The 20,980-nt window shown below is 27.1% G+C and carries 24 protein-coding genes and 1 pseudogene; 9 read left to right on the top strand and 16 right to left on the bottom strand.

Annotated features, from left to right (window positions below; genetic code table 11):
• The first annotated feature begins 285 nt into the window (after nucleotides 1-285).
• The 4 genes and pseudogenes from I4U89_RS03715 to I4U89_RS03700 form a co-directional block, all read left to right on the top strand.
• Nucleotides 286-951, top strand: coding sequence for an N-acetylmuramoyl-L-alanine amidase family protein (locus tag I4U89_RS03715; protein ID WP_195938450.1), 666 nt, complete (start codon nucleotides 286-288; stop codon nucleotides 949-951).
• 165 nt (nucleotides 952-1,116) lie between these two features.
• Nucleotides 1,117-1,341, top strand: a complete 225-nt coding sequence (locus I4U89_RS03710; RefSeq protein ID WP_195938448.1) for a DUF1659 domain-containing protein — start codon at nucleotides 1,117-1,119, stop codon at nucleotides 1,339-1,341.
• 40 nt (nucleotides 1,342-1,381) lie between these two features.
• Nucleotides 1,382-1,609, top strand: coding sequence for a DUF2922 domain-containing protein (locus tag I4U89_RS03705; RefSeq protein ID WP_166505297.1), 228 nt, complete (start codon nucleotides 1,382-1,384; stop codon nucleotides 1,607-1,609).
• A 58-nt stretch (nucleotides 1,610-1,667) separates the two neighbouring features.
• A pseudogene (locus I4U89_RS03700) lies at nucleotides 1,668-1,757 on the top strand (YvrJ family protein); the annotation flags it as partial.
• A gap of 214 nt (nucleotides 1,758-1,971) precedes the next feature.
• On the opposite strand, the gene I4U89_RS03695 reads toward I4U89_RS03700, so the two are convergent.
• The 5 genes from I4U89_RS03695 to I4U89_RS03675 all read right to left on the bottom strand — a co-directional run bounded on the left by I4U89_RS03695 (nucleotide 1,972) and on the right by I4U89_RS03675 (nucleotide 4,459).
• Nucleotides 1,972-2,238, bottom strand: a complete 267-nt coding sequence (locus I4U89_RS03695) for an RNA polymerase sigma factor region1.1 domain-containing protein (protein ID WP_195938443.1) — start codon at nucleotides 2,236-2,238, stop codon at nucleotides 1,972-1,974.
• Nucleotides 2,239-2,311: 73 nt separating this feature from the next.
• Entirely contained in the window at nucleotides 2,312-3,025 is a 714-nt protein-coding gene (locus I4U89_RS03690; RefSeq protein ID WP_243279128.1) for a DnaA ATPase domain-containing protein, read from the bottom strand.
• Entirely contained in the window at nucleotides 2,994-3,920 is a 927-nt protein-coding gene (locus I4U89_RS03685; RefSeq protein ID WP_195938441.1) for a DnaD domain protein, read from the bottom strand. The genes I4U89_RS03690 and I4U89_RS03685 overlap by 32 nt, the downstream gene beginning before the upstream one ends.
• Before the next feature lie 12 nt (nucleotides 3,921-3,932).
• Nucleotides 3,933-4,196: a BRO family protein gene (locus I4U89_RS03680; protein ID WP_195938439.1), complete on the bottom strand. Its 264-nt coding sequence runs from the start codon at nucleotides 4,194-4,196 to the stop codon at nucleotides 3,933-3,935.
• Nucleotides 4,197-4,240: 44 nt separating this feature from the next.
• Nucleotides 4,241-4,459 (bottom strand): helix-turn-helix transcriptional regulator, encoded by a 219-nt coding sequence (locus tag I4U89_RS03675; protein ID WP_240275892.1) that lies wholly within the window; start codon nucleotides 4,457-4,459, stop codon nucleotides 4,241-4,243.
• Nucleotides 4,460-4,683: 224 nt separating this feature from the next.
• On the opposite strand from I4U89_RS03675, the gene I4U89_RS03670 reads away from it, so the two are divergent.
• Together I4U89_RS03670 and I4U89_RS03665 are read left to right on the top strand one after the other, a co-directional pair.
• Nucleotides 4,684-5,076 carry a helix-turn-helix domain-containing protein gene (locus I4U89_RS03670; RefSeq protein WP_195938437.1) on the top strand — a complete coding sequence of 131 codons (393 nt, stop codon included), beginning with the start codon at nucleotides 4,684-4,686 and terminating at the stop codon, nucleotides 5,074-5,076.
• 130 nt (nucleotides 5,077-5,206) lie between these two features.
• Nucleotides 5,207-5,677: an ImmA/IrrE family metallo-endopeptidase gene (locus I4U89_RS03665; protein ID WP_195938435.1), complete on the top strand. Its 471-nt coding sequence runs from the start codon at nucleotides 5,207-5,209 to the stop codon at nucleotides 5,675-5,677.
• 217 nt (nucleotides 5,678-5,894) lie between these two features.
• Here the strand turns inward: I4U89_RS03665 and I4U89_RS03660 are convergent, their stop codons facing one another.
• Nucleotides 5,895-6,116, bottom strand: coding sequence for a hypothetical protein (locus I4U89_RS03660; RefSeq protein ID WP_195938433.1), 222 nt, complete (start codon nucleotides 6,114-6,116; stop codon nucleotides 5,895-5,897).
• Nucleotides 6,117-6,479: 363 nt separating this feature from the next.
• Between I4U89_RS03660 and megL the strand changes: the two genes are divergently transcribed.
• Both megL and I4U89_RS03650 read left to right on the top strand, forming a co-directional pair.
• Nucleotides 6,480-7,673 carry a methionine gamma-lyase gene (megL, locus tag I4U89_RS03655; protein ID WP_195237117.1) on the top strand — a complete coding sequence of 398 codons (1,194 nt, stop codon included), beginning with the start codon at nucleotides 6,480-6,482 and terminating at the stop codon, nucleotides 7,671-7,673.
• Nucleotides 7,674-7,762: 89 nt separating this feature from the next.
• The gene (locus I4U89_RS03650) at nucleotides 7,763-9,157 is read left to right on the top strand and encodes a Na+/H+ antiporter NhaC family protein (protein WP_195938431.1); all 1,395 of its coding nucleotides are present in this window, start codon (nucleotides 7,763-7,765) and stop codon (nucleotides 9,155-9,157) included.
• A gap of 109 nt (nucleotides 9,158-9,266) precedes the next feature.
• On the opposite strand, the gene I4U89_RS03645 is transcribed toward I4U89_RS03650, so the two are convergent.
• From I4U89_RS03645 to I4U89_RS03610, 8 genes are all read right to left on the bottom strand, one after another.
• Entirely contained in the window at nucleotides 9,267-9,788 is a 522-nt protein-coding gene (locus I4U89_RS03645; protein ID WP_166505292.1) for an ECF transporter S component, read from the bottom strand.
• Between the two features lie 27 nt (nucleotides 9,789-9,815).
• Nucleotides 9,816-10,406: a class I SAM-dependent methyltransferase gene (locus I4U89_RS03640; RefSeq protein WP_195938429.1), complete on the bottom strand. Its 591-nt coding sequence runs from the start codon at nucleotides 10,404-10,406 to the stop codon at nucleotides 9,816-9,818.
• A gap of 115 nt (nucleotides 10,407-10,521) precedes the next feature.
• Entirely contained in the window at nucleotides 10,522-11,040 is a 519-nt protein-coding gene (locus I4U89_RS03635; RefSeq protein WP_195938427.1) for an FmdE family protein, read from the bottom strand.
• A 174-nt stretch (nucleotides 11,041-11,214) separates the two neighbouring features.
• Entirely contained in the window at nucleotides 11,215-11,973 is a 759-nt protein-coding gene (locus I4U89_RS03630) for a MerR family transcriptional regulator (protein ID WP_195938425.1), read from the bottom strand.
• 169 nt (nucleotides 11,974-12,142) lie between these two features.
• On the bottom strand, nucleotides 12,143-13,249 hold the full coding sequence (locus I4U89_RS03625) for a DUF362 domain-containing protein (RefSeq protein WP_195938423.1): 1,107 nt from the start codon (nucleotides 13,247-13,249) through the stop codon (nucleotides 12,143-12,145).
• 94 nt (nucleotides 13,250-13,343) lie between these two features.
• Nucleotides 13,344-14,606, bottom strand: coding sequence for a 4Fe-4S dicluster domain-containing protein (locus tag I4U89_RS03620; RefSeq protein ID WP_195938421.1), 1,263 nt, complete (start codon nucleotides 14,604-14,606; stop codon nucleotides 13,344-13,346).
• A 325-nt stretch (nucleotides 14,607-14,931) separates the two neighbouring features.
• Complete coding sequence (locus I4U89_RS03615; protein WP_195938419.1) at nucleotides 14,932-15,195, bottom strand: hypothetical protein; 264 nt, start codon at nucleotides 15,193-15,195, stop codon at nucleotides 14,932-14,934.
• A gap of 215 nt (nucleotides 15,196-15,410) precedes the next feature.
• Nucleotides 15,411-16,247, bottom strand: coding sequence for a methyltransferase domain-containing protein (locus I4U89_RS03610; RefSeq protein ID WP_195938417.1), 837 nt, complete (start codon nucleotides 16,245-16,247; stop codon nucleotides 15,411-15,413).
• Nucleotides 16,248-16,651: 404 nt separating this feature from the next.
• On the opposite strand from I4U89_RS03610, the gene I4U89_RS03605 reads away from it, so the two are divergent.
• Complete coding sequence (locus I4U89_RS03605; protein ID WP_195938415.1) at nucleotides 16,652-18,031, top strand: DUF4832 domain-containing protein; 1,380 nt, start codon at nucleotides 16,652-16,654, stop codon at nucleotides 18,029-18,031.
• Between the two features lie 85 nt (nucleotides 18,032-18,116).
• On the opposite strand, the gene pelG is transcribed toward I4U89_RS03605, so the two are convergent.
• Together pelG and pelF are read right to left on the bottom strand one after the other, a co-directional pair.
• The gene (pelG, locus tag I4U89_RS03600; RefSeq protein WP_195938413.1) at nucleotides 18,117-19,571 is read right to left on the bottom strand and encodes an exopolysaccharide Pel transporter PelG; all 1,455 of its coding nucleotides are present in this window, start codon (nucleotides 19,569-19,571) and stop codon (nucleotides 18,117-18,119) included.
• A 2-nt stretch (nucleotides 19,572-19,573) separates the two neighbouring features.
• A complete protein-coding gene (gene pelF / locus I4U89_RS03595; RefSeq protein WP_195938411.1) occupies nucleotides 19,574-20,980 on the bottom strand; it encodes a GT4 family glycosyltransferase PelF in 1,407 nt (468 codons plus the stop codon).

The following is a 20,980-nucleotide window of genomic DNA, read 5'->3' as shown; positions in this document are numbered from 1 at the left end:
TTATATTTTAAGTTTACAAGTAAAGAGGAACGAAACGTTCCTCTTTGTATTTAATATGTTATATTTGAATTGATGATATTTCTAACTTGTACTTCACTTATACCAAACTTTCTCGATAGCTCTTTATAGTTACCATTGTATTCTCTATGCTTCACTATTATATTCAATTAGGTCTAGCTACATATTTATTTATGAATAAGAATTATCTAATATTTTAAATTCTTTATTATACTTTTTTATATTGTTTATCTTAAATTGTAAATAAAAATAATGGAGGTAAATAATATGAAATGGTACTTAGACTTTGGACATGGTGGTAAAGACCCAGGAGCATTAGGAACTAACTCAACCAAAGAAAGTGATACAGTATTAAAAATAGGAATGATAATAAAAAACAACCTAGAAGAAGCTTTTGAAAAAGTAATAACAACTAGAAAAACTGACAAATACTACTCCCTAGACTATAGAAGCCAACTAGCAAACAAGTCAAACTGTGACTACTTTATAAGTCTTCACATGAACTCATCAACTAACAAATCAGCAAAAGGATGTGAAGTATGGGTATATGATAAAAGCAGCAAAGTATATCCCCTAGCTAAAACCATATGCTCAAACCTATCAAAAGCTATAAATACATCTAACCGAGGGGTTAAAATATCAAAAGACTTCTTTGTACTTAGAAAAACTAAAATACCTGCTCTTTTAATAGAAATAGACTTTATATCAAACTCTGTTGTTGAAAATAACTTATCTTCTCCTAAATATATAAAAGACATAGCAGACTCCATATCATCTACACTGCTTTCATTTGTGGATAAATCAATAATAGATGAAATGAGCAACGCGAATTTTTATAGAGTATGTATAGGAGCATTTAAAAATAAAACTAATGCCGTAAACCTTAAAAATAAAGCAATATCCAAAGGCTTTAATGACACTTATATAATCTAGTATCCCTACGTCGTGCTTTCATACTCAAAATACCCTACGTCGCATTTTCAGCCCCCGGGTATTTAAATATTTTCATAAAAAACTTTAATATCTTTAAAAACTAAGTTTACCTATACTTATTATCAAGAAGTATAAAACTTCAATAAAAACAAAGGAGGAATACTTATGGCAGTAACTGCAACTAAAAATCCATCAGGATTAAAAATAAGATTTGACTGTGGGCTTGATGATGTAACTGGAAAAACAAAAGTAAAAAGTAGAACTTACTCTAATGTAGATCCAGCAGCAACAAATGATGATATATATTCTGTTGGAGCTGTTATAGCATCACTTCAAAACAATACACTACTTGAAGTAGCTATAATAGACAATACTACATTATCAGAATAAAAATTTATTATTTAAAATCTAAATTATATGGAGGTGTATTATGGAAGTTTCAAAGAAATTATTAATGAGTTTTATGACAACATCTGGAAAGAAGGTTTCTATATCAGTAGATGATCCTAGGGAAAATTTAACTGAAACAGAGATAAAAACAGCTATGACTACTATACTTTCTAAAAATATCTTTAAACCAGCTGGAGAAAACTTTGCATCTTTAGTAGAAGCTAAGGTTGTTGAAACTGGAACTACTGAGTATGACTTGGTTTTATAGTTAATAAGGCTATGCTATTTTTAGCATAGCTTTTAATTTATTGAAGGGATGTGTTTTTGTGAATTCTGAATTACAAACTCTTATAGCTTCTGTTGGCTTTCCTATAGCCCTTAGTATGTACTTACTTGTAAGGATTGAGGGAAAGCTTTAGGTTCTATCTGATAGTATTAATGAATTATCTAAAACTATTATTGGTATGAAATAATAATTATAATAAATGTATAATTATTCCATTTTAGGAAATGCTCTAAATATCCTACTAATATAAATCTATTTTGTACTTTTTATATTTAAAATGACTTACTAAATCAAAAGACAGGCAACTAAAGCCTGTCTTTTTTATATTCCTTAAGTTTTATATATTATTCACTTATTGTTATTCCTAAATCAACTATTCTATTATATAAGTAGTTCATTTGTACTTCATCAAGATTAGCTTTTTTAAAAGCATTTACTATCTCTACTTTTGTAAGAATCCCTTCTTCTTTACCTTTTTCTATTAAATCAGCTAGATCCCCTCCCATTAATTTTTCTATGTATTCAATCGTTTTTTTCATTTCACATTTATCAAGTCCTTTAAATAAATTTATAAATTCATCCATTACTTCTTGCTTTAATTTTTCGTTCATTTTAATCTCCCCTTATGTTTAGTCTATATACCCTGATTCTAATTATAACAAATTTCAACCTATAATTATAATTTTATTTTCCATATATTCTAAAATTCAATTTCTTTCCAATAATCTTTACTAAATAATTTTTACTCATTTCAATAAGCCTACTACCAATAGCCTCATCAATACCTATAAGTTCCTCAACACTCTTCTCCGAACTAACAATAAGTGGCAAATTATTAAAATACCTATGATTAACAATCTCAAAGATAATATTAACATCACTATCACTAATCCTGCCCTTAAACAAATCATCAATCAAAAGCACCCTAGCATTTTTATATCTGTTCATCACCCTATTATAATAAGCCTCATCCATAATATTTTGCTTAAGTTTAGTCACAACTTCCCTATAACTCATATACACAACACCTACCCCCTCATCCATAAGCTCATTAGCTATAGCCAGGGAAAGATGGGTTTTACCACACCCAACTTGTCCCATAAACATTATAGAGTTACATCTATCCTTTTCAATGTCTTTAAAGTTTCTTGAATAATTACAAGCTTCTTTATAAGCATATATAATTTGTTTTTCTATATCATAAACAAAGTTGCTAAATCTCTTTTTTCTAAACTCTTCACTTATACCACTTTTTATTAAAATATCTTCAGCTATTCTTACTTGCCTACATGCACAAGGAATTGCAACTCCTTCATCTATAATAAAGGTCATATCTCTACACTTATCACATCTATACTCACTAACTTTAGCTTCTAAACCTTCCAAACTCTCGTTCAACTTCTGCGATTTCTTCTGGTGTTGGCTTTCTATAAATGTCTTCATCCTCTCCTTCATCATATGTGGCATATTCATTGTTTCTATAGTTGTTACTACTCTTTCCATATTTATCTCCCCTGTTTTTTAAGCTTTTTTCATATGCTAATAAATCACTATAACTTTTTATGTTGTTATCATTCCATTGCTTTATTATTCCATTTACATATCCTTTGTTACACTTACCTCTATCTGTAGCAATCTCTATAGCTCTTTTAAATAATTCATAATCTATAGTTTCTGTAATATCTATTAACCACTGTGCTACTATACCATTTATAAGTCCTACATTTTCTTCATATAATTTTTTAAACTTACTTAAAGATGAAGAATACGATAAGCCTTCATTTTCTTTTTCTTCTTCTTTTTTATTTTCTTTTTCTTTTTCTTTTTGCCCACCTATGGTAGATATACTATCCAACGAATCGTTACACGTATCGTCTATATACTTTTCAAACTCTCTTTTTATCTCTTCTTTATCTATATGTTGTGCTATATAAGCTAATAGGCTCTTATCCTTAACTTCCTTAACTTCTTTTTTTACACAGTCTATTATTGGTTTTCCACCTTTTACTAAATTATATTTTCCCCATCGTCTTATGGCTAATTCACGTGTTTGTTGATTATATCTTATAATTTTGTAGTAATTTTCAAATCTATCTATAAGTGTATTTATACTTTCTACTGAGTACCCCCATTCAAATGCTATTTGCTTTTTAGGTATTTTATATATTCCTATTTGTGTTGTGTTTGTATTGGTTAAAATATATAAGAAAAATAGCTTGTCCTCTGGTGTCATCTCTTCTAATACTTTTTCATCTTTCCAAAATTCAGTTCTTACATGTCTAAATAGTGCCATATAAAATCCCCCTTAATTTAAACTTTCTCCTTCAACTTCTATAGAATCTAATGAATTTTCTACTAAAAACATATCATTATCAATACTACCTTTAACTACCCCTACGTCTAAAAACTCGACCCCCTCTTTTTTGCATAATCTAATTATTGCATCTCCTGGATTTGAGTATTCTAATGCCCTTGCTATTGATATAGCCTCAAAATATTCTTTTTTATTTATTACTACTACATTTATTTCTCCAAATTCTTCATTTGAAAATATCTTTAAGTCATTCATTTGTATCCCCCTTATTTTCTATATCAGCATATTTTGAACTTTTTTTAGCTCTTTGGTAATTTATTAGAGAAAAAAATATCATTAGCTTCATCAAGTGTTAAATCCAAACATTCAATTACTTTTAATATCTCTCCAACAGTGAACACTATTTTGCCATTTTCCTTAAAGTTGTATGTCTTATGAGAAATTCCCATCTTCTCTGCTAGCTCATATTGGTATAACCCCTTAAGTACCCTCTTTGATTTAAGTAATCTTAATTTCAATTTTATCCCCTCCATAACTTTACTGCCTTTCTGTAATTTAATATTAACTGGAAGTAATATCCATAGTCAAGAAAAACTTGACCATTTGTATAAATTTACATCTTAATTTACCATTTAGTAAATATATATTACTTTATGGTAATATATATTTGTATCTTACCATTTGTTAATTTTTCTTTCCTTACTGGTAAATATATACTATAATATTTTTAGAGGTGATATTAATGGAAAGCATCGGAGATAGAATAACAAAGGCAAGACGTTATTTAGGTATGAATCAGAAAGAATTGTGCGAAAAAGCTGAAATAAATGAAGCAACTTTATCAAGGTATGAAAATGGACTTAGAGAACCTAAAGCTGCTACACTTTCAAAGTTAGCAGAGATTTTAGAAGTATCTACTGACTATTTACTTGGTATAACAGATATTAGAAATTATAAGACTTTAAAAGATGATATGAACAAAAACGTTGAAAGTATATATGAAAATACTAAAGAAATGTTAAAACAAGACGGTTTAATGCTTTATGGTAAGCCTGCTACTAAAGAAGATATAGATCACATACTTAAAGCTATGAAGGTTGGTATGCTAATGGCTCTAGAGAAAGACAATGATTAATTTTAAGTAGGTATGTATATATCTACATACCTACTTAAATAAAGTCATTATTAACATAAATTATATAACCAACATATAGCTTAAGATAAGTAAACTTATATATATGGATTATAAAGGGGGAAGACTTTTAGTGAATATAAATCATATAAGAGAGGCAATTAGAAGAATTACATACTGTTATGATACTTCTGATCCAAAAGAACTTATAGATGCAATGGGGATTAAATTAGGTTTTTTACCTAATGATACAGATATAAATAAATTAAAAGGATGTTATGGCATGATTAATGGGGATAAAGTCATTCTTATTCATCCTGATTTAAATGATGAATGTCGTCGTAAGGTTTATGCTCATGAGTTAGGACATGCTATACTTCATCCTACTACTAATACTTTATTTTTAGCTACTTATACATATTTTAGACTTGGTACTCTAGAAATAGAAGCTGATACCTTAGCTTCTGAACTTTTACTAAGTGATGATATATATTATAAATATATGGGTAGAAACAATGGATTTATAGCAAGTTGTGAAAAAGTTCCACAAAGGTTTGTTGAACTTAAACTTAATAATTTTAGAAAAAGATTAAATAAATTTTGATAATAAAAGAACAATAATACTGTAATTAATTATTTTTTTGCCTTTTTATAGAACATAGGTTTGTTTTTTATTAATTATTATTGCTTTAGTCTTAAATGTATAGAAAACATGTTTTAATATCCCTCATATATTTTTAAGACTAATTGCTTTTAGTAATAACAAATAAATAGCGGCATGAGTTCAATTGAATATGAAACACATGCCGCATAAGCTTTTTTTATGAGTGTCTACTTGATAGGGTCATAAATATAAATATGTGGAGAATATCTATAAATTTGTGTATCTTATTTAATTCATCTTTTATTATTTGAGTAGATGTTTTAAATGTTTCATAATTAAACCTATTTCTCAATATTATGCACTGTGTCCAATTATTATTATAAATTAAATTATCAATATTTTCTAATCTTCTAAATAATATTATTATAATTTTTTTCATTTAATATCTCTCCATCTTACTATTTATGTGCTTATCATAGTTATATTTTTAATATCTATTTTTAAATTTTTAAATAATTTTTAATTTTTTGAATAATTTTTAAATAAATAAAGTAAAATTTGTATTAATTTTTTAATAAATAAAGTAAAATTTATATATATAAAATTTTTTTTAAGCCTAAATAATCTAAAGTCAAAATTTGTCTAAATTAAGTTTAAAAAATTTTTATTATTTTAAGTTTCATACCTATTTTTTAATTTGCCTATAAATTCCAATAGTGTTATATTAAAAAAGAAAACAGCAGCAATCGTTTTCATAAAGTAAGACACTACTATATTAATCAAATCTAGGAGGAGAATTACTATGGAAAACTTAAAAAACAAAAGATTTGCTACAAAAGCGATACATGGAGGACATCATAAAGATCCTGTATCTGGAGCATTAACTACACCAATATGCCAAACATCAACATTTGTATTTGATAGCGCTGAACAAGGTGGAAGAAGATTTGCACTTCAAGAAGGTGGATACATATACTCAAGATTAGGAAATCCAACTAATGCTCAATTAGAAGAAAAAGTAGCTTTACTAGAAGGCGCAGAGGCTTGTATGTCTACTGCATCAGGAATAGGAGCTATATCTTCAGCATTATGGACAGCCTTAAAAGCAGGAGACCATGTAGTTGCGTCTAAGACATTATATGGATGTACATTTGCATTATTAAATCATGGCTTAACAAGATATGGAGTTGAAGTAACTTTTGTAGATGCTACTAATTTAGAAGAAATTAAAGCTGCTATGAAAGAAAATACTAGAGTTGTTTATTTAGAAACTCCAGCAAATCCAGACTTAAAATTAATAGATATAGAAGCTGTTGCTAAAATAGCTCATGAAAAGAAAGATTGTATAGTTATGGTAGATAATACTTTCTGTACACCTTACATACAAAGACCTCTAGAATGGGGAGCTGATGTTGTACTTCACTCTGCAACTAAGTACTTAAACGGACATGGAGACGTTATAGCAGGTTTTGTTGTTGGTAAACAAGACTTTATAAACCAAGTAAGATTATTTGGTGTTAAAGATATGACAGGTGCTGTACTTAGCGCATTTGATGCTTACTTAATATTAAGAGGTATGAAAACTTTACAAATCAGAATGGATAAACATAGTAAAAATGCACTAGAAGTTGCTAAATTCCTAGAAGGACATAAAAATGTAGTAAAAGTTAACTATCCTGGACTTGAAAGCTTCCCTCAACGTGAATTAGCTAAAAAACAAATGCATTTACCAGGTGGTATGATAGCATTTGAAGTTAAAGGTGGCTTAGAGGCAGGTAAAAAATTACTTAACTCTTTAGAATTATGTACTCTTGCAGTTAGCTTAGGTGATTGCGAGACATTAATACAACATCCTGCTTCAATGACTCACTCTCCTTATACAGCTGAGGAAAGAGCTGAAGCTGGAATCTCAGATGGATTAATAAGAATTTCTGTAGGTCTTGAAGACCCTGAAGATATAATAGATGATTTAAAACAAGCCTTAGATTTACTTTAGGCTTTAAAATTGAACCTAGTTTAATTAAGCTAGGTTCAATTTTTTTAAAGTCTTAATTGTCACAATTTTAATTCAAAAGGAGAATTCTTATGAGAAAAGAAGAAAAAGTCAAACCGAGTTTTAAAGCTTTAATTCCATTTTTAGTTTTTATAGCAGTTTATTTAGGAAGTGGTATAATTCTTCAAGCTCAAGGCGTAGAAATGGCCTTTTATCAATTCCCAGCCCCAGTAGCTGTCAGTTGTGGTGTCTTAGCAGCTTTTTTCTTAATTAAAGGTTCCATTGATGAAAAATTTGATATTTTCGTTAAAGGTTGTGGTAACTCAAACATTATAATAATGTGTGTAATATATTTATTAGCTGGAGCCTTTGCTAGTGTCTGCCAACAAATGGGAGGCGTTGATTCAACAGTAAACTTAGGTTTAACATACATACCTTCACAATTTATCGTAATTGGTATATTTTTAATTTCTGGTTTCATATCTACTGCTACAGGTACTTCAGTAGGATGTATTGCAGCAATTGGTCCAATTGCAGTTGCAGTAGCTGAAAAAACTGGTGCTTCTCTTCCCCTTGTAATGGCTTGTGTTTTAGGTGGAGCTATGCTTGGAGATAACCTTTCTATAATTTCAGATACTACAATAGCTTCTACAAGAACTCAAGGATGTGATATGAAAGATAAGTTTAGAATAAACTTTTATTTAAGTTTGGTTCCTGCCATTATTACAATTATTTTACTATTTGTATTTGGTAAGCCAGAAGTTCCTACTACAATTCAAGCTTATGATTTTAACTTAGTTAAAGTTTTACCTTATTTATTTGTATTGGTATTAGCAGTTGCTGGAATGAATGTATTTTTAGTTTTAACTGGTGGAATATTTTTAGCTGGAGCAATAGGAATGTATTATGGTGATTTGACAATATTAACTTTTGTAAAAAGTATTTACACAGGTTTTACAAATATGACAGATATCTTCTTGTTATCTCTTTTAACAGGTGGTCTTGCCGAAATGGTAACTCATGCTGGTGGTATAGAAGCACTTCTTGTAGCTGTTCAAAAGTTTATTAAAGATAAAAAATCAGCAGAAATTGGTATAGGTGTTTTGGTTGCCTTAACAGATATAGCTGTTGCAAATAATACAGTTGCCATTATAATAAATGGACCTGTAGCTAAAAAACTTTGTTATAGATACAAAGTTGACCCTAGACGAAGCGCTGCTATTTTAAGTACTGTTTCTTCTATTTTACAAGGATTTTTACCTTATGGTGCTCAAATGTTGATTTTAACTAGTTTCACAAATGGAAAAGTATCTCCTATGCAAGTTATGCCTTTAGTTTGGTTCTGTCAATTGTTATTGGTTTCAACACTACTTTCAACTTTCATACCATTTGCAAACAAATTAATCGTAAGAGATCCTTGGAATTTTTCTAGTGAAATGCCTGAAAGTAAAATTAAAAATATTGGTAGTGAGAGTATTCAAAATTAATAAATATATATAAATTTTTATATTTTATAAAATAAAAGAGTAGGTAAATTTTTACCTACTCTTTTATTTTTAATATTTTGAAAATCTATTTTTTTATCTTATATAATTTTTAAGAAGCTAAGCTTCTCTTTATTTCTGGATTTTTAGTTGTAAACTTAATTAAAATTGGAATAAATATTAGTTGTATAAGCATTCCAGGAATAGCTTTAGCTAAATCTCCAAATACAAACATAAATGGGCTAACTTTTGGTGCTATAGTTAAAGAAACAATGAATGCCCCCAAAACAGCAAATAATCTACCACCTATCATAGCACCTATAAGACTTATATATATTTTATTAGTTTTTTCAAATAAAAATCCACTTATAACTCCGTATGCACATAATTCAAAAGCCATTATAGGCATAACTGGAACTAATGGTGGCATACCTGTCATAAACCCACTTAATATAGGTGTCAATAATCCTACTAATCCTCCATAAAGTGGTCCTAATAAAAATCCACCTATTAAAACTGGTATATGCATTGGTAAAAATATTGATCCTGCCATATTAAATGTATGGAAAAACATAGGTAATATAATTCCAAATGCAATAAATATCCCCGATAAAATTATTTTTTTTGTTTTCATAAAAATATCCCCCTAAAAGCTAAATTATTAATTTTTATCTATTATTAAATAATAAATTTCATCATTTTCAAAAGCTTCACTTACATTTAACCCTACATCTTCAAATAATGACTTTTGTTTTTTAACACATATAAGCCTATCATTTTTAACAGTTTCATCTTTTTCTTTATGCATATTATTTAAAAACTCTCTACTATTAGAATGAGCTATCATAAGTTGCCCATTTTCTTTTAAATTATTTTCTACTAATGACTTAATAGTTAACGTTTTATTTTGTAAATGTGGAAACATTGAATATAAAATTATTTTATCAAACTTTTCATATACCTTATCGTTTTCAACATCTAATACCTCAAAGGATAAATTTTTAATATCCTTAAACTTTTCTTTTGCTACTCCTAACATTTGACTTGAAATATCAACACCTTTTATAAATCCAGTTTTATTTAATTTTTTTAAAAAAGGTATTAATACGCCAGTTCCTGTTCCTACATCTAATATACTTTGATTATCTTTAATATTTATCTTAGATAAAAGAGTATTTATCTTTAATTCATTTACCTCTATTATGTTGTCCCAATCTTTTGCTATACTATCAAAAAACTGTACTTGATTCATAGAATATCTCCTCCATTTGAAATTCTCCTAATTTATATATTTTATCTAAACTTCATTAGCTAGTAATATTCTTTGAAGTTAACTACCTAATAAATTATTTATCTCTTAGTAATATCTAAAAAAATCTTTTATAATCACTGTAACAATCTAAGCAAACCTTCTTCCCCTCTTGAAGTCTTATAAATTGCTCAGATGATTTTTCCATACATACTTCACAAGTCTCAGATAAAAATAATCTAGCCTTTTCTGGAAGTTTTATATTAGTTGGTGTAAATTCAAATAAATCTTTTGGATTAGATTTTATCAAAAGATTTTTATAATCTTCTCTTGATAAGCTTTTATCCCTATTTTTTAGAGACATTCTAACAGATTTATTATTTTTTCTATTATAAAAATGATAAACACTTTTTCCTCTAAGTCTTATAAGTAAATTTCCCTTACCAATAGTACACCCAAGCATTAATTGTATTGCATCTAATCCACATGCATCATTTTCTGCTATACAAACAATTTCCTCATCTTTAGAAAAATCTAATTCTAAGTATTCTTTGGCGCCTTTAGAAGCTAAATACCCTATAGCTAGTCCTGGACATTCATGTCCATGAAATTCAACTACCTCTTCCCAAGTTTTCATAAGTTTTCTCCCCCAAAAACAAAAACCATGAAGATACACTTATATTATTCGTGTAAACCTTCATGGTTTAATTTCTATATTTAATAATTCTTTTTTCAATATAAATAGTATATATTTATACATTATTTGTCAATAAATATTTTATATATTAATATTTTTAGTAATTTTTAATTATCATTTCTCTTTATTATTACAATAAACATTCATAGCATCACTTAAAAATTTAGCAAGTCCTTCTTTATGCTTATCTATGTTTTTAGTAAATCTTTCATCTGCTACATACATAAGGGCTAATCCTCTAAATATTTCTACCGTACAGTTATAGTAATTATTGCTTATATGATCTCTCCATTTTTGTACTAATACTTGAACTTCTTCATCATCTGGATTTTTATCCATTAAATTTGCTAGTTCAATATATATATTATTAGCTTCTTCACTTATTTTTTCCCAGTCTTCTTTTGAATACTTTGATGTCTTTTCCTTACTTTCTTTATAAGCATCACTATCTTTATATCTTCTTTCTGTCTCTTCTTTGTACTTTTCTTCATGCTTTTTTATATCATCATAACTAAAAGCATTAAAATTCTTTTTACTCATATTATTCTCTCCTAAATTTTTTATTGTTTCATCAATAGAATCTATTATATTTTCTAGCCTTTCTTTCTTTTTCATTATAAGTTTTCTTTGTACCCTTAAGGCATTTTCTATATCAAAATTTTTATCATCTAATATCTTTTTTATTTCGCTTAATTTAAAGTCTAATTCCTTAAATACTAGTATTTGATAAAGTCTTAATATATCTTCTTCACTGTAATATCTATAGTTAGACTCATTTTCTCTTTTTGGGCTTAAAAGTCCTATACTATCATAGTGGTGTAACATTCTTACACTTATGCCTGTTAATTTTGATACTTCACTTATTTTATACATTTTTACACCTCCTAATGAAATTCTATTCTATAACATTATGTTAGAGTAAATAGTTTTTTATATAATTATATTAAAATATTTAATTTTATCATTTATTTTGTATATATAAGAATTAATAAAATAAAAAACTAGCTCAAACCTAGTATAGACTTTAAGCTAGTTTATTGTTTTATACTTCTATTAATTCATATTCTTTATTTCCTATACCAAGACTTACACTATGATCAACACATACTTCCCAATTAGTTTCAGGGTGTGTATTTATAAAATGATCATGTGTATTATGTTTTTTCTCATCTAGATAGCTTCCATTTATTACACCTTGCTTGTTTGCCATATCTACACAAGCCATATCAAGTGCTACTGGGTCAAATGATGCAAATATACCTACATCAGGTATTATTGCTAAATCATTTTCAAAATGACAATCACAATTAGGACTTACATCTATTACAAAACTTATATGAAAATGTGGTCTATCTTTAAGTACTGCATAAGTATACTCTGCTATCTTTTTATTTAATATATCATTAGCTTCAAATGTTGTAGTACCTACTGCATCAAAATTACAATTTCCTATACACCTGCCACATCCTACACATTTATCATGATTTATAACTGCCTTTTTGCTTTCATTAAAACTAATAGCATCATGTGCACATACTTTTTTACAGGCACCACAAGATACACATTTTATTTCTTTAATTTTAGGCTTACCACTACAGTGCATTTCCATTTTACCTGCTCGAGAGCCACACCCCATACCTATATTTTTAAGTGCACCACCAAATCCTGTTGATTCATGACCTTTAAAGTGATTCATAGATATTATTATATCAGCATCCATTATTGCCTGACCTATTTTTGCCTCTTTTATGTACTCTTTATCTATTTTAACATTAACTTCATCTGTTCCTTTAAGCCCATCACCTATTATTATATGACATCCTGTTGTAAATGGATTGTATCCATTTTCATATGCTGCATCTAAATGTTCTAGTGCATTTTTTCTTCTTCCTACATATAAAGTATTACAGTCTGTTAAAAATGGCTTTCCTCCATTTTTCTTTATTAAATCTACAACTACCTTAGAATAGTTTGGTCTTAGATATGCAAGATTTCCTGGTTCTCCAAAATGAATTTTTATAGCACTAAATCTCCCCTTAAAGTCAATGTTTTCTATCCCTGCTTTTTTTATAAGATTTTCTAATTTCATAAGTAAACTTGTATTTTGGTCTGTTCTTAAATTAGTAAAATATACTTTTGATTTTTGCATTTACCTTATCCCCTTACCCTTTTATTTATATAATAATTATATCTATTTTTTCTTTTATTTTAAGTAATAACCTTAAGGTTACTAAGTATAAGTTTTATTTTTTTACTCTAAGTAACCTATCTAAATATATAGATTTCATCTGATCACTTGCCATAGCTTTATGTATAGGAGAAAGTTTAAGTATACTAGAAAGTATTGAAGCCATAGCTCTGTGACTATGAAGTGCTCCTTTGTCAAATATTAAATTTTGTAATTGTCCTTTTTCAATAGCCATAAGTACTACTCTATGAGCTGATGATGCTGGAGTTATTATTTTTTCTTTTCGCTTTTTTAGATGTATACATTTTTTTGGACAACTTCTTGCACACACTCCACATCCTAGACATATATCCTCATCTATTTTTATAGTAGTTTTATCTTTATCTTTAACCTCAATTATTGAATATATAGGACAAGTATTTAAGCATTTTTTACAATTTATGCATTCATCATAATCTATATACGGTATAAAGCTACTAGTAGCTACTGGTTGTAAACTTCCATATTCTCTTGCTGCAACTAATGCTTCACAGCAGCATCCACAACAATTACATATAAAATTTACTCCTTTTTGTACATTTTCTCCACATTGTACTAAGTTACTTTCATAAGCTTGGTGAAGTAATTCCTTACACTCTGATACATCTATTCTTCTTGCAAAATTATTTTTAATTAAAGAATTTGCAGTATTATTAAAGGTCATACATATATCCATAGGAGCATCACAAGCCTTTCCTACATGTTCCATTTTATGTCTACAATAACACATACTAACCCCTATATGGCTTGCAGTTTCTATTATATGTGTCGCTCTTTCATAATCAAGTATAGTTATTTCATCATCATTAGTTAAAACTTCTTCTTGTACATAAACTCTTCCTAATTTAGTTTCTGCCGAGTAAAACAAATCTTTTATAAAATCTTCTTCTACATTCATATATTGATAGTAAAGTTCCCCTAAAAGTTTTTGGTCTATATCATTTCTTGTTCTCATTAGTGCAAACTCAAAAAAACCTGCCATAGGAGGTGGCAGAATATATTTTTTACCTTTATCATCTTCTAGATCTAAAAGTATTGCCTTTGCAGCAAGTGAGTCTAAAATTTTTAAAGCTTCACTATCGCTTACACTCCATATTTTAGCTGCTGTTTTTACTCTAAACGGCCTTATTGGAAGTTGAGCTACTAAAGTTGCTTCCCTTTCTGTAAATAGTACCTTTAATATGTCATAAAGTGTTTTAGATGGTGGTACCCCTTGCGGAAATTTATTTAATCTTTCTTCTAAGCTTTTATAAGCATTTTTAGCACTTATATGGCTCATATTATCACCTCTTAATTTTATATGACTTAATTATTTACATATTATCTAATATTAATAACTAAAACTTTTTAATAAGTTTTTATATATATTCTTTATATTTTTATAAATTTCCTTTAAAACTTTATATTTATTACCTTTTTTACGAAATTATAATTTTTTATTAATTATCTTGATTTAATAAAATATACCTAATTAATGAAAGTAAAATAATATAAACTTATCATATATAAATAAAAATCCAGGATTTTGCTAACATAAATAATTCTTAATACTAAAAAATGAGCAACTTCAATATGAGGTTGCTCAATATATATTATTCATTTAATTATAATAGCTCATCTTTTAATTCTTTGTTTACTTCTTTTACTAGTTCTTTTTCTTCTTTTTTAACTTCTCTTATTATTTCTTTTGCTTCTTTTCTTGCTTCTTTATCTTCTTCTTTCATTTGATGCTTTAATTCTTTTGCAAATTTATGTGCTTCGTGTTTTTCTTCTTTAAACTCTTTTCTGCTTTCATGTTCATATTTTAAACCTTCAGCATCTTTTTTTAATTCTTCTTCAATATGTTTTACTTCTGCTTTAAATGTCATCTTTAACATCTCCTGACTAATATTTTATGTAAGTTCAACTTTCTTGTTGATAATTTATAGATACCCGTAAAATATCATCATAAACATATTATTAGTTTTTTTTATATTTTTTTCCTAATTTTTTTATTTCTAATTAAAATTTACTATTATACCAAACTTTGTAATTATTATTTAGATATTTATTTTATAAATAATATAGATATTTAATTTTTCTTTTATATAATATCCCAGGTAATAACCCCTAAATTTACTTTTCTTTCATGATAAAATGTACCATCTTTAATTTCTCTATTAACAAATTCTTTTATTTTTCCTATAGTTTCATGTTTATCTAAGTACTCTTTATATCTATTTTTTAATTTATTTACTGAACCTTCATAACTCGTTTTATATTTCCAAGTAGTACCTATATAAAAAATACTCGGTCTATACCCACTAAAATATAATATATTAAATGGATATATAATATCACTTACTCCACAAAATTCTAGCTTTTTTCCTAATATAAATTCATCTGCCTTTTCTAAAACATCATCTTTTGACTTTCCATCTGTTGCTATATAACAACAACTTTTATTTGAAGCTTCATTTATTTTCAATAAACTATTTGGATTATAACACCCTGGATTTAAACTACTTATTACTAAATCAAATTTTTTATACATATTTTCTTTGTTTAAGTCTATATCATTCCAATTAGCTTTAATAATTTCTATATTATTTATATTATTGCTTTTTATCTTTTCTATTAGAACATTAAGCATACAATCTGAATAATCAAGTGCATATACTTTTTTGCATATTTTACTTAATTCTATAGAATATGAGCCTGTACCACAACCAATATCTAATACCTGGCTATTTTCATTAATATATCCCTTTAGTTTTAGATTTTTAATAACATCCTTAACTCTATTGTTACAAACTGTTTCATCATAATTTTTTGAAGATTCATCCCAAACCTTTATGTTCTTATCTTCTGTGTTTTTGTTTAAAATATATTCTTTACCTACTCTAATCCATTCCTTTTTCCAATACTCTAAATTCTCCATACTCCACCTCTGATAAATAAAAAATTCGCTTCGCTTAAGCCACTGCGTGGGCGCTACACTTCATTTCGCCAACGACTTTGTCCGTTGCTCAAAATGTCATTTTTTACATTTTCAAACCTCTTGATATATCTTATTTTCATGAGTTATCAACAGGTTTACGCTTAATATAATTTCCTTGCATGTAAAAAATTAATTTTAATACAAAAAGCCATAAAGACAAATCTATTATAGATTAAAACCTCCATGGCTTTATATTATAAGTACTTCTAATTTAATCATAGTATTTTTTTTAACAAACTTCAACATATTTTATATTTATAGTTATTTAGCTTTTATTTTTATGTTCCTAAAATTACTAAATATTAGGTATAATAAGCTATATAACTTAATATTTGGAGGAAATTATGAACATTCGACTAAAAGCACTTTTAGCATCATTATCACTTATACTTATATCTACTACTGCTGTATCTTGTAAAACTACTCCTAAAAATACATATACTCCACCTAAGTCAGATGAAGTTTTAAACAATCCTTTGATGGGATGGGCACCTGATGCACAATATACAGGCTATACCCAGCCACATAAACTAGTTTATGCAAATATATATTTTAGTGAACTAGAACCTAAAAAAGGAGTATACAATTTTGATTATATAGAAAAGAAATATAACTTTGACTATTGGAAAAGTAAAGATGTAAAAATAATAATAAGGCTAGTTATGGATTTACCTAACAGTGAAAACAAAATGTATATCCCTTACTGGTTGTATAAGGAAATAGGTAAGGATGGTACTTGGTATAATATATCTTATGGTAGTGGATTTAGCCCAAACTATGAAAATAAAACCCTGATTAAATATCATGAAGAAGCTATAAAAGTTTTAGCAAATAGATATAATAATTCTTCACAAATAGCATTTGTAGCTCTAGGTAGTATAGGACATTGGGGAGAATGGCATACCTATCAGGCAAATGATTTTTTCATACCATTTCCTAGCCAAGAAGTAGCCAATATTTATGCTTCTCATTATGTAAAATACTTTACTAATAAAAAACTATTAATGAGAAGACCTTTTAAAGTAGCTAAAGATAATAATATGGGGTTATTTAATGATATGCTTGGTAATAAACATTCTACAAAGGAATTTTTATCTTGGGTAAATAATGGATATATAGATTGGTTAACAAAGGTTAATCAACCTTCTATGATAGATTTTTGGAAAAATTCACCTTCTGGTGGTGAATTTGCAAGTGGTAACTCAGGAATGAACTTTTTAAAAGATTTTTCTATAGATAATACTATAAAGCAAATACAAGACACTCATATAACCTATATAGGACCTAACTGTCCTGCTGATAGAAAAAGTAAATTTCAATATAATTTTGATAAAGTATTAAAAACTTTAGGGTATAGATATGTTATAGATACTGTAAAATTTAATAATAACCTAAATCCTAATGATAACCTTAAACTTGATATTAATATAAAAAATGAAGGTGTAGCTCCTTTTTATTATAAATGGCCTGTGAATATTTCATTAATAGACAAAAATAATAATATCACTTATAGTTTAAATATTGATGAAGATATCACAACTTGGTTACCTGGAAATATAAACTTTACTACATCTATAAAACTACCTTCACATATATCTAGTGGAAATTATAATATAGCTTTATCTATATTAGATCCATCTAATAATAAACCTAGCATAAAATTTGCTAATGATAATGAGATAATACCTAATTACTTTAAATTAGGTGAAATAACTGTTAAGTAATATATTAAAACTTAGATAATATATATTTATAAAAATAACCTATAAAGTGGATTCTTTATGTTACCCACTTTATAGGTTATTTTATTTATACTACTTTATTTTTATTAAATAGACCATATATACTACTAAATATGCCCTTTTTCTTTATATTAAACATTGGTTGGTCTGCAAATATATGGTATTCTATCCTATTAAAGAATTTATTTATTTCATTAAAAGCAAATACCATGGATATTATACTAGAAAAGAAAAATCCATATCCATAAAATTCTTTCCCAATAAATTCAGTAATTATTGATAATACTATTGTAGTTATTAAAAATACTGTTGCTATTTTTAAACTTTCACTTCTTGCATCAAAATAAAGCAACATTATAATTAAAAAATTCATACATATATATGCTAATGCTCCTAGTGTTAATATCCCAAATATTTCAATAGAATCACTTAAAAAGCCCATATATGGAAGTAGCTTAAACCCTAATACTATACATGCAAAGCTTGCTATAAACTGTACCTCTATCATATGAGTCATATGCATTACTACACAATCTATCAATTCTTTTTTAGCTCTTTTTATTTCATTTATACTTCCAGTATCTCTTACAAAGTTATAAAATTCTTTATACTTTGGATATATTAAAGTTTCAACTTTTACAGTAAATATTACAACTGCTGGTATAACACTTAAAAAAGCATAAAAACTTGGAACATCATAAAATGAAGCTACTCTAAAAGTATTGTCAACTACTGTAGCGCTATCTGTCATCCAAATTATAAGGTTATGAGAATATGCACCTATTGCTAAAAATATCCCAGTTAAAAATAGTTCATAATACTTGTCTAGACTCTCCATAAACTTCATACATCTTGATAATTTTAAACTATTAAATCCAAATGCTTTATAAAGTATTCCTATAAACATTATAGATATAAATATATATCCTATTAAAGTGGCTAAAAGCGCTATGTATAACTTAGGCATATTTATAAACTTTATCCCAAATATAGTTCCTAAAGTTATAATTAACATACCTATTACAAACCCTAAAACTATTTTTAAATAATCTTTTACAGCTGATAGATATACTACTTCTATCCATATTATTCCTATTGTTATAGTTATCATAACTGTTGCCAACTTTATATATATATCTAAAGTTGAACTTATAAATAATAATGATGTTATTATTAACGCACTTATACTGTATATAATTATACTTCCTATTAAAGACTCAAATATATATCCTATCTTTCTTTCATATATACAATCTGAAACAAATCTTGATATAAACATACTTATACCATTAGATAATATATATGATATAAAAAATGCATATATTATTATAGCGCTAAACAATTGTATATTTAAGTAGGTTTCTCCGACTTTTTTTAATATACCTTGCATAATTAAAAATGACAATATTGAGATAATCATTGGACCTATGGTTATTAATGAAGACATAAAGTAAGTTCTAGTTTTTGAAAAGTATCCATCTTTATCTATTATCTTTTTAAGTTCAAATCCAATTCCTGCCATATCTATATTTCTCCATATATTTTTCTATAGTTTTGTATAAATTGATCTTGTGTATAAAAAGTTGATACTCTTTTATATCCATTTTCACCCATTTCTTTTCTTAAATTATCATCTTTTGCTAGATTTACTATTTCATTTGCCATTTGAGAATAACCCATAACAGGTACTACTACCCCACAGTGTCCTATGTTATCATTATTTCCATATAAAAGTTCCCTACATGCTCCTACATCTGTAGTTATATAAGGCTTTTTAGCTGCCATACCTTCAAGTACTGATAGTGGCTGACCTTCACTTATACTTCCAAGAAGTAACATGTCCATTTTACCTATATATTTTGATATATCTACTCTTCCTGTAAATACTATATTTTTATTACCTAACGATTCAACTAAATCTATACACTCTTTGGTATAGTCTTCATCCTCATCCATAGGACCTATAATGTATAGTTTCATATTTTTCATTTCTTCATTTGCATTTACAAAGGCTTGTATTATAGTTTTTACATCCTTTATAGGTACTACCCTTACTATAGCACCTATATATATAATACTTTCATCATCTTTTTTAGTATCTATATTTTTAAATCTATCAAGCTTTACACCATTTGGAACAACTTTTATCTTATTCCCATCACATCCTAATTCTATTTGAAGCTTTTTATTTTTTTCAAATAAACTATAGACCTCATCACTGTAAGTATATGCAGCTCTTGATAAATTGTAAAAATACCTTATCCAGTTATCTTTAAAGTAACCTTTAACCCAATCTGCCTTTATTATCTCTTCTTCCCTTTCTCTTGTATATATTCCATGTTCTGTTAATATAAACCTAGAACCTTTATTATAGTATTTTCCTAAAGCTCCAATTAACCCTGCATATCCAGTAGATACACTATGATATATATCACATTTTGGTATATCACTTTTCAAAACTTCAAATACAGTCATCATCATAGACCTTATAGTCCAGAAAAAATGATTAAATATTATATGTGGATAATATTTACTTGCTATATCGCTTACTACGTCAAAAAAGTCTTCACTCATTAATATATCTACTGTATTTATATTTTTAAATCTATTTATACAGTCAAATAAATCACTCCAGTTAAAGTATTCACCTACTATAAACTTACCTATAACTTCTTTTTCTATATCTGTAAGATTAACTTTTACTTTACTTTTAGCTTTTTTATTATCTTCTATATCTAAGTATATATCTTTAATTTCTATCACATTATCTGGTATTTCATATTTATATGTAAGACTTTCATCATTTTTAGCGCTTATTGCATATATTACAAATTCAATTTCTTTCATACTACTAACTAGCATTTGAATCCAGCTTGAAACTCCACCTGTTACATATGGGTAGCTTCCTTCTGCTATTAAACATATCCTCAT

This window comes from Romboutsia sp. 1001713B170131_170501_G6 (assembly GCF_015668195.1).
GTDB lineage: Bacteria > Bacillota > Clostridia > Peptostreptococcales > Peptostreptococcaceae > Romboutsia_C.
Note: the sequence above shows the minus strand (reverse complement) of the source record. Positions and strands in the feature narration are given on the sequence as shown.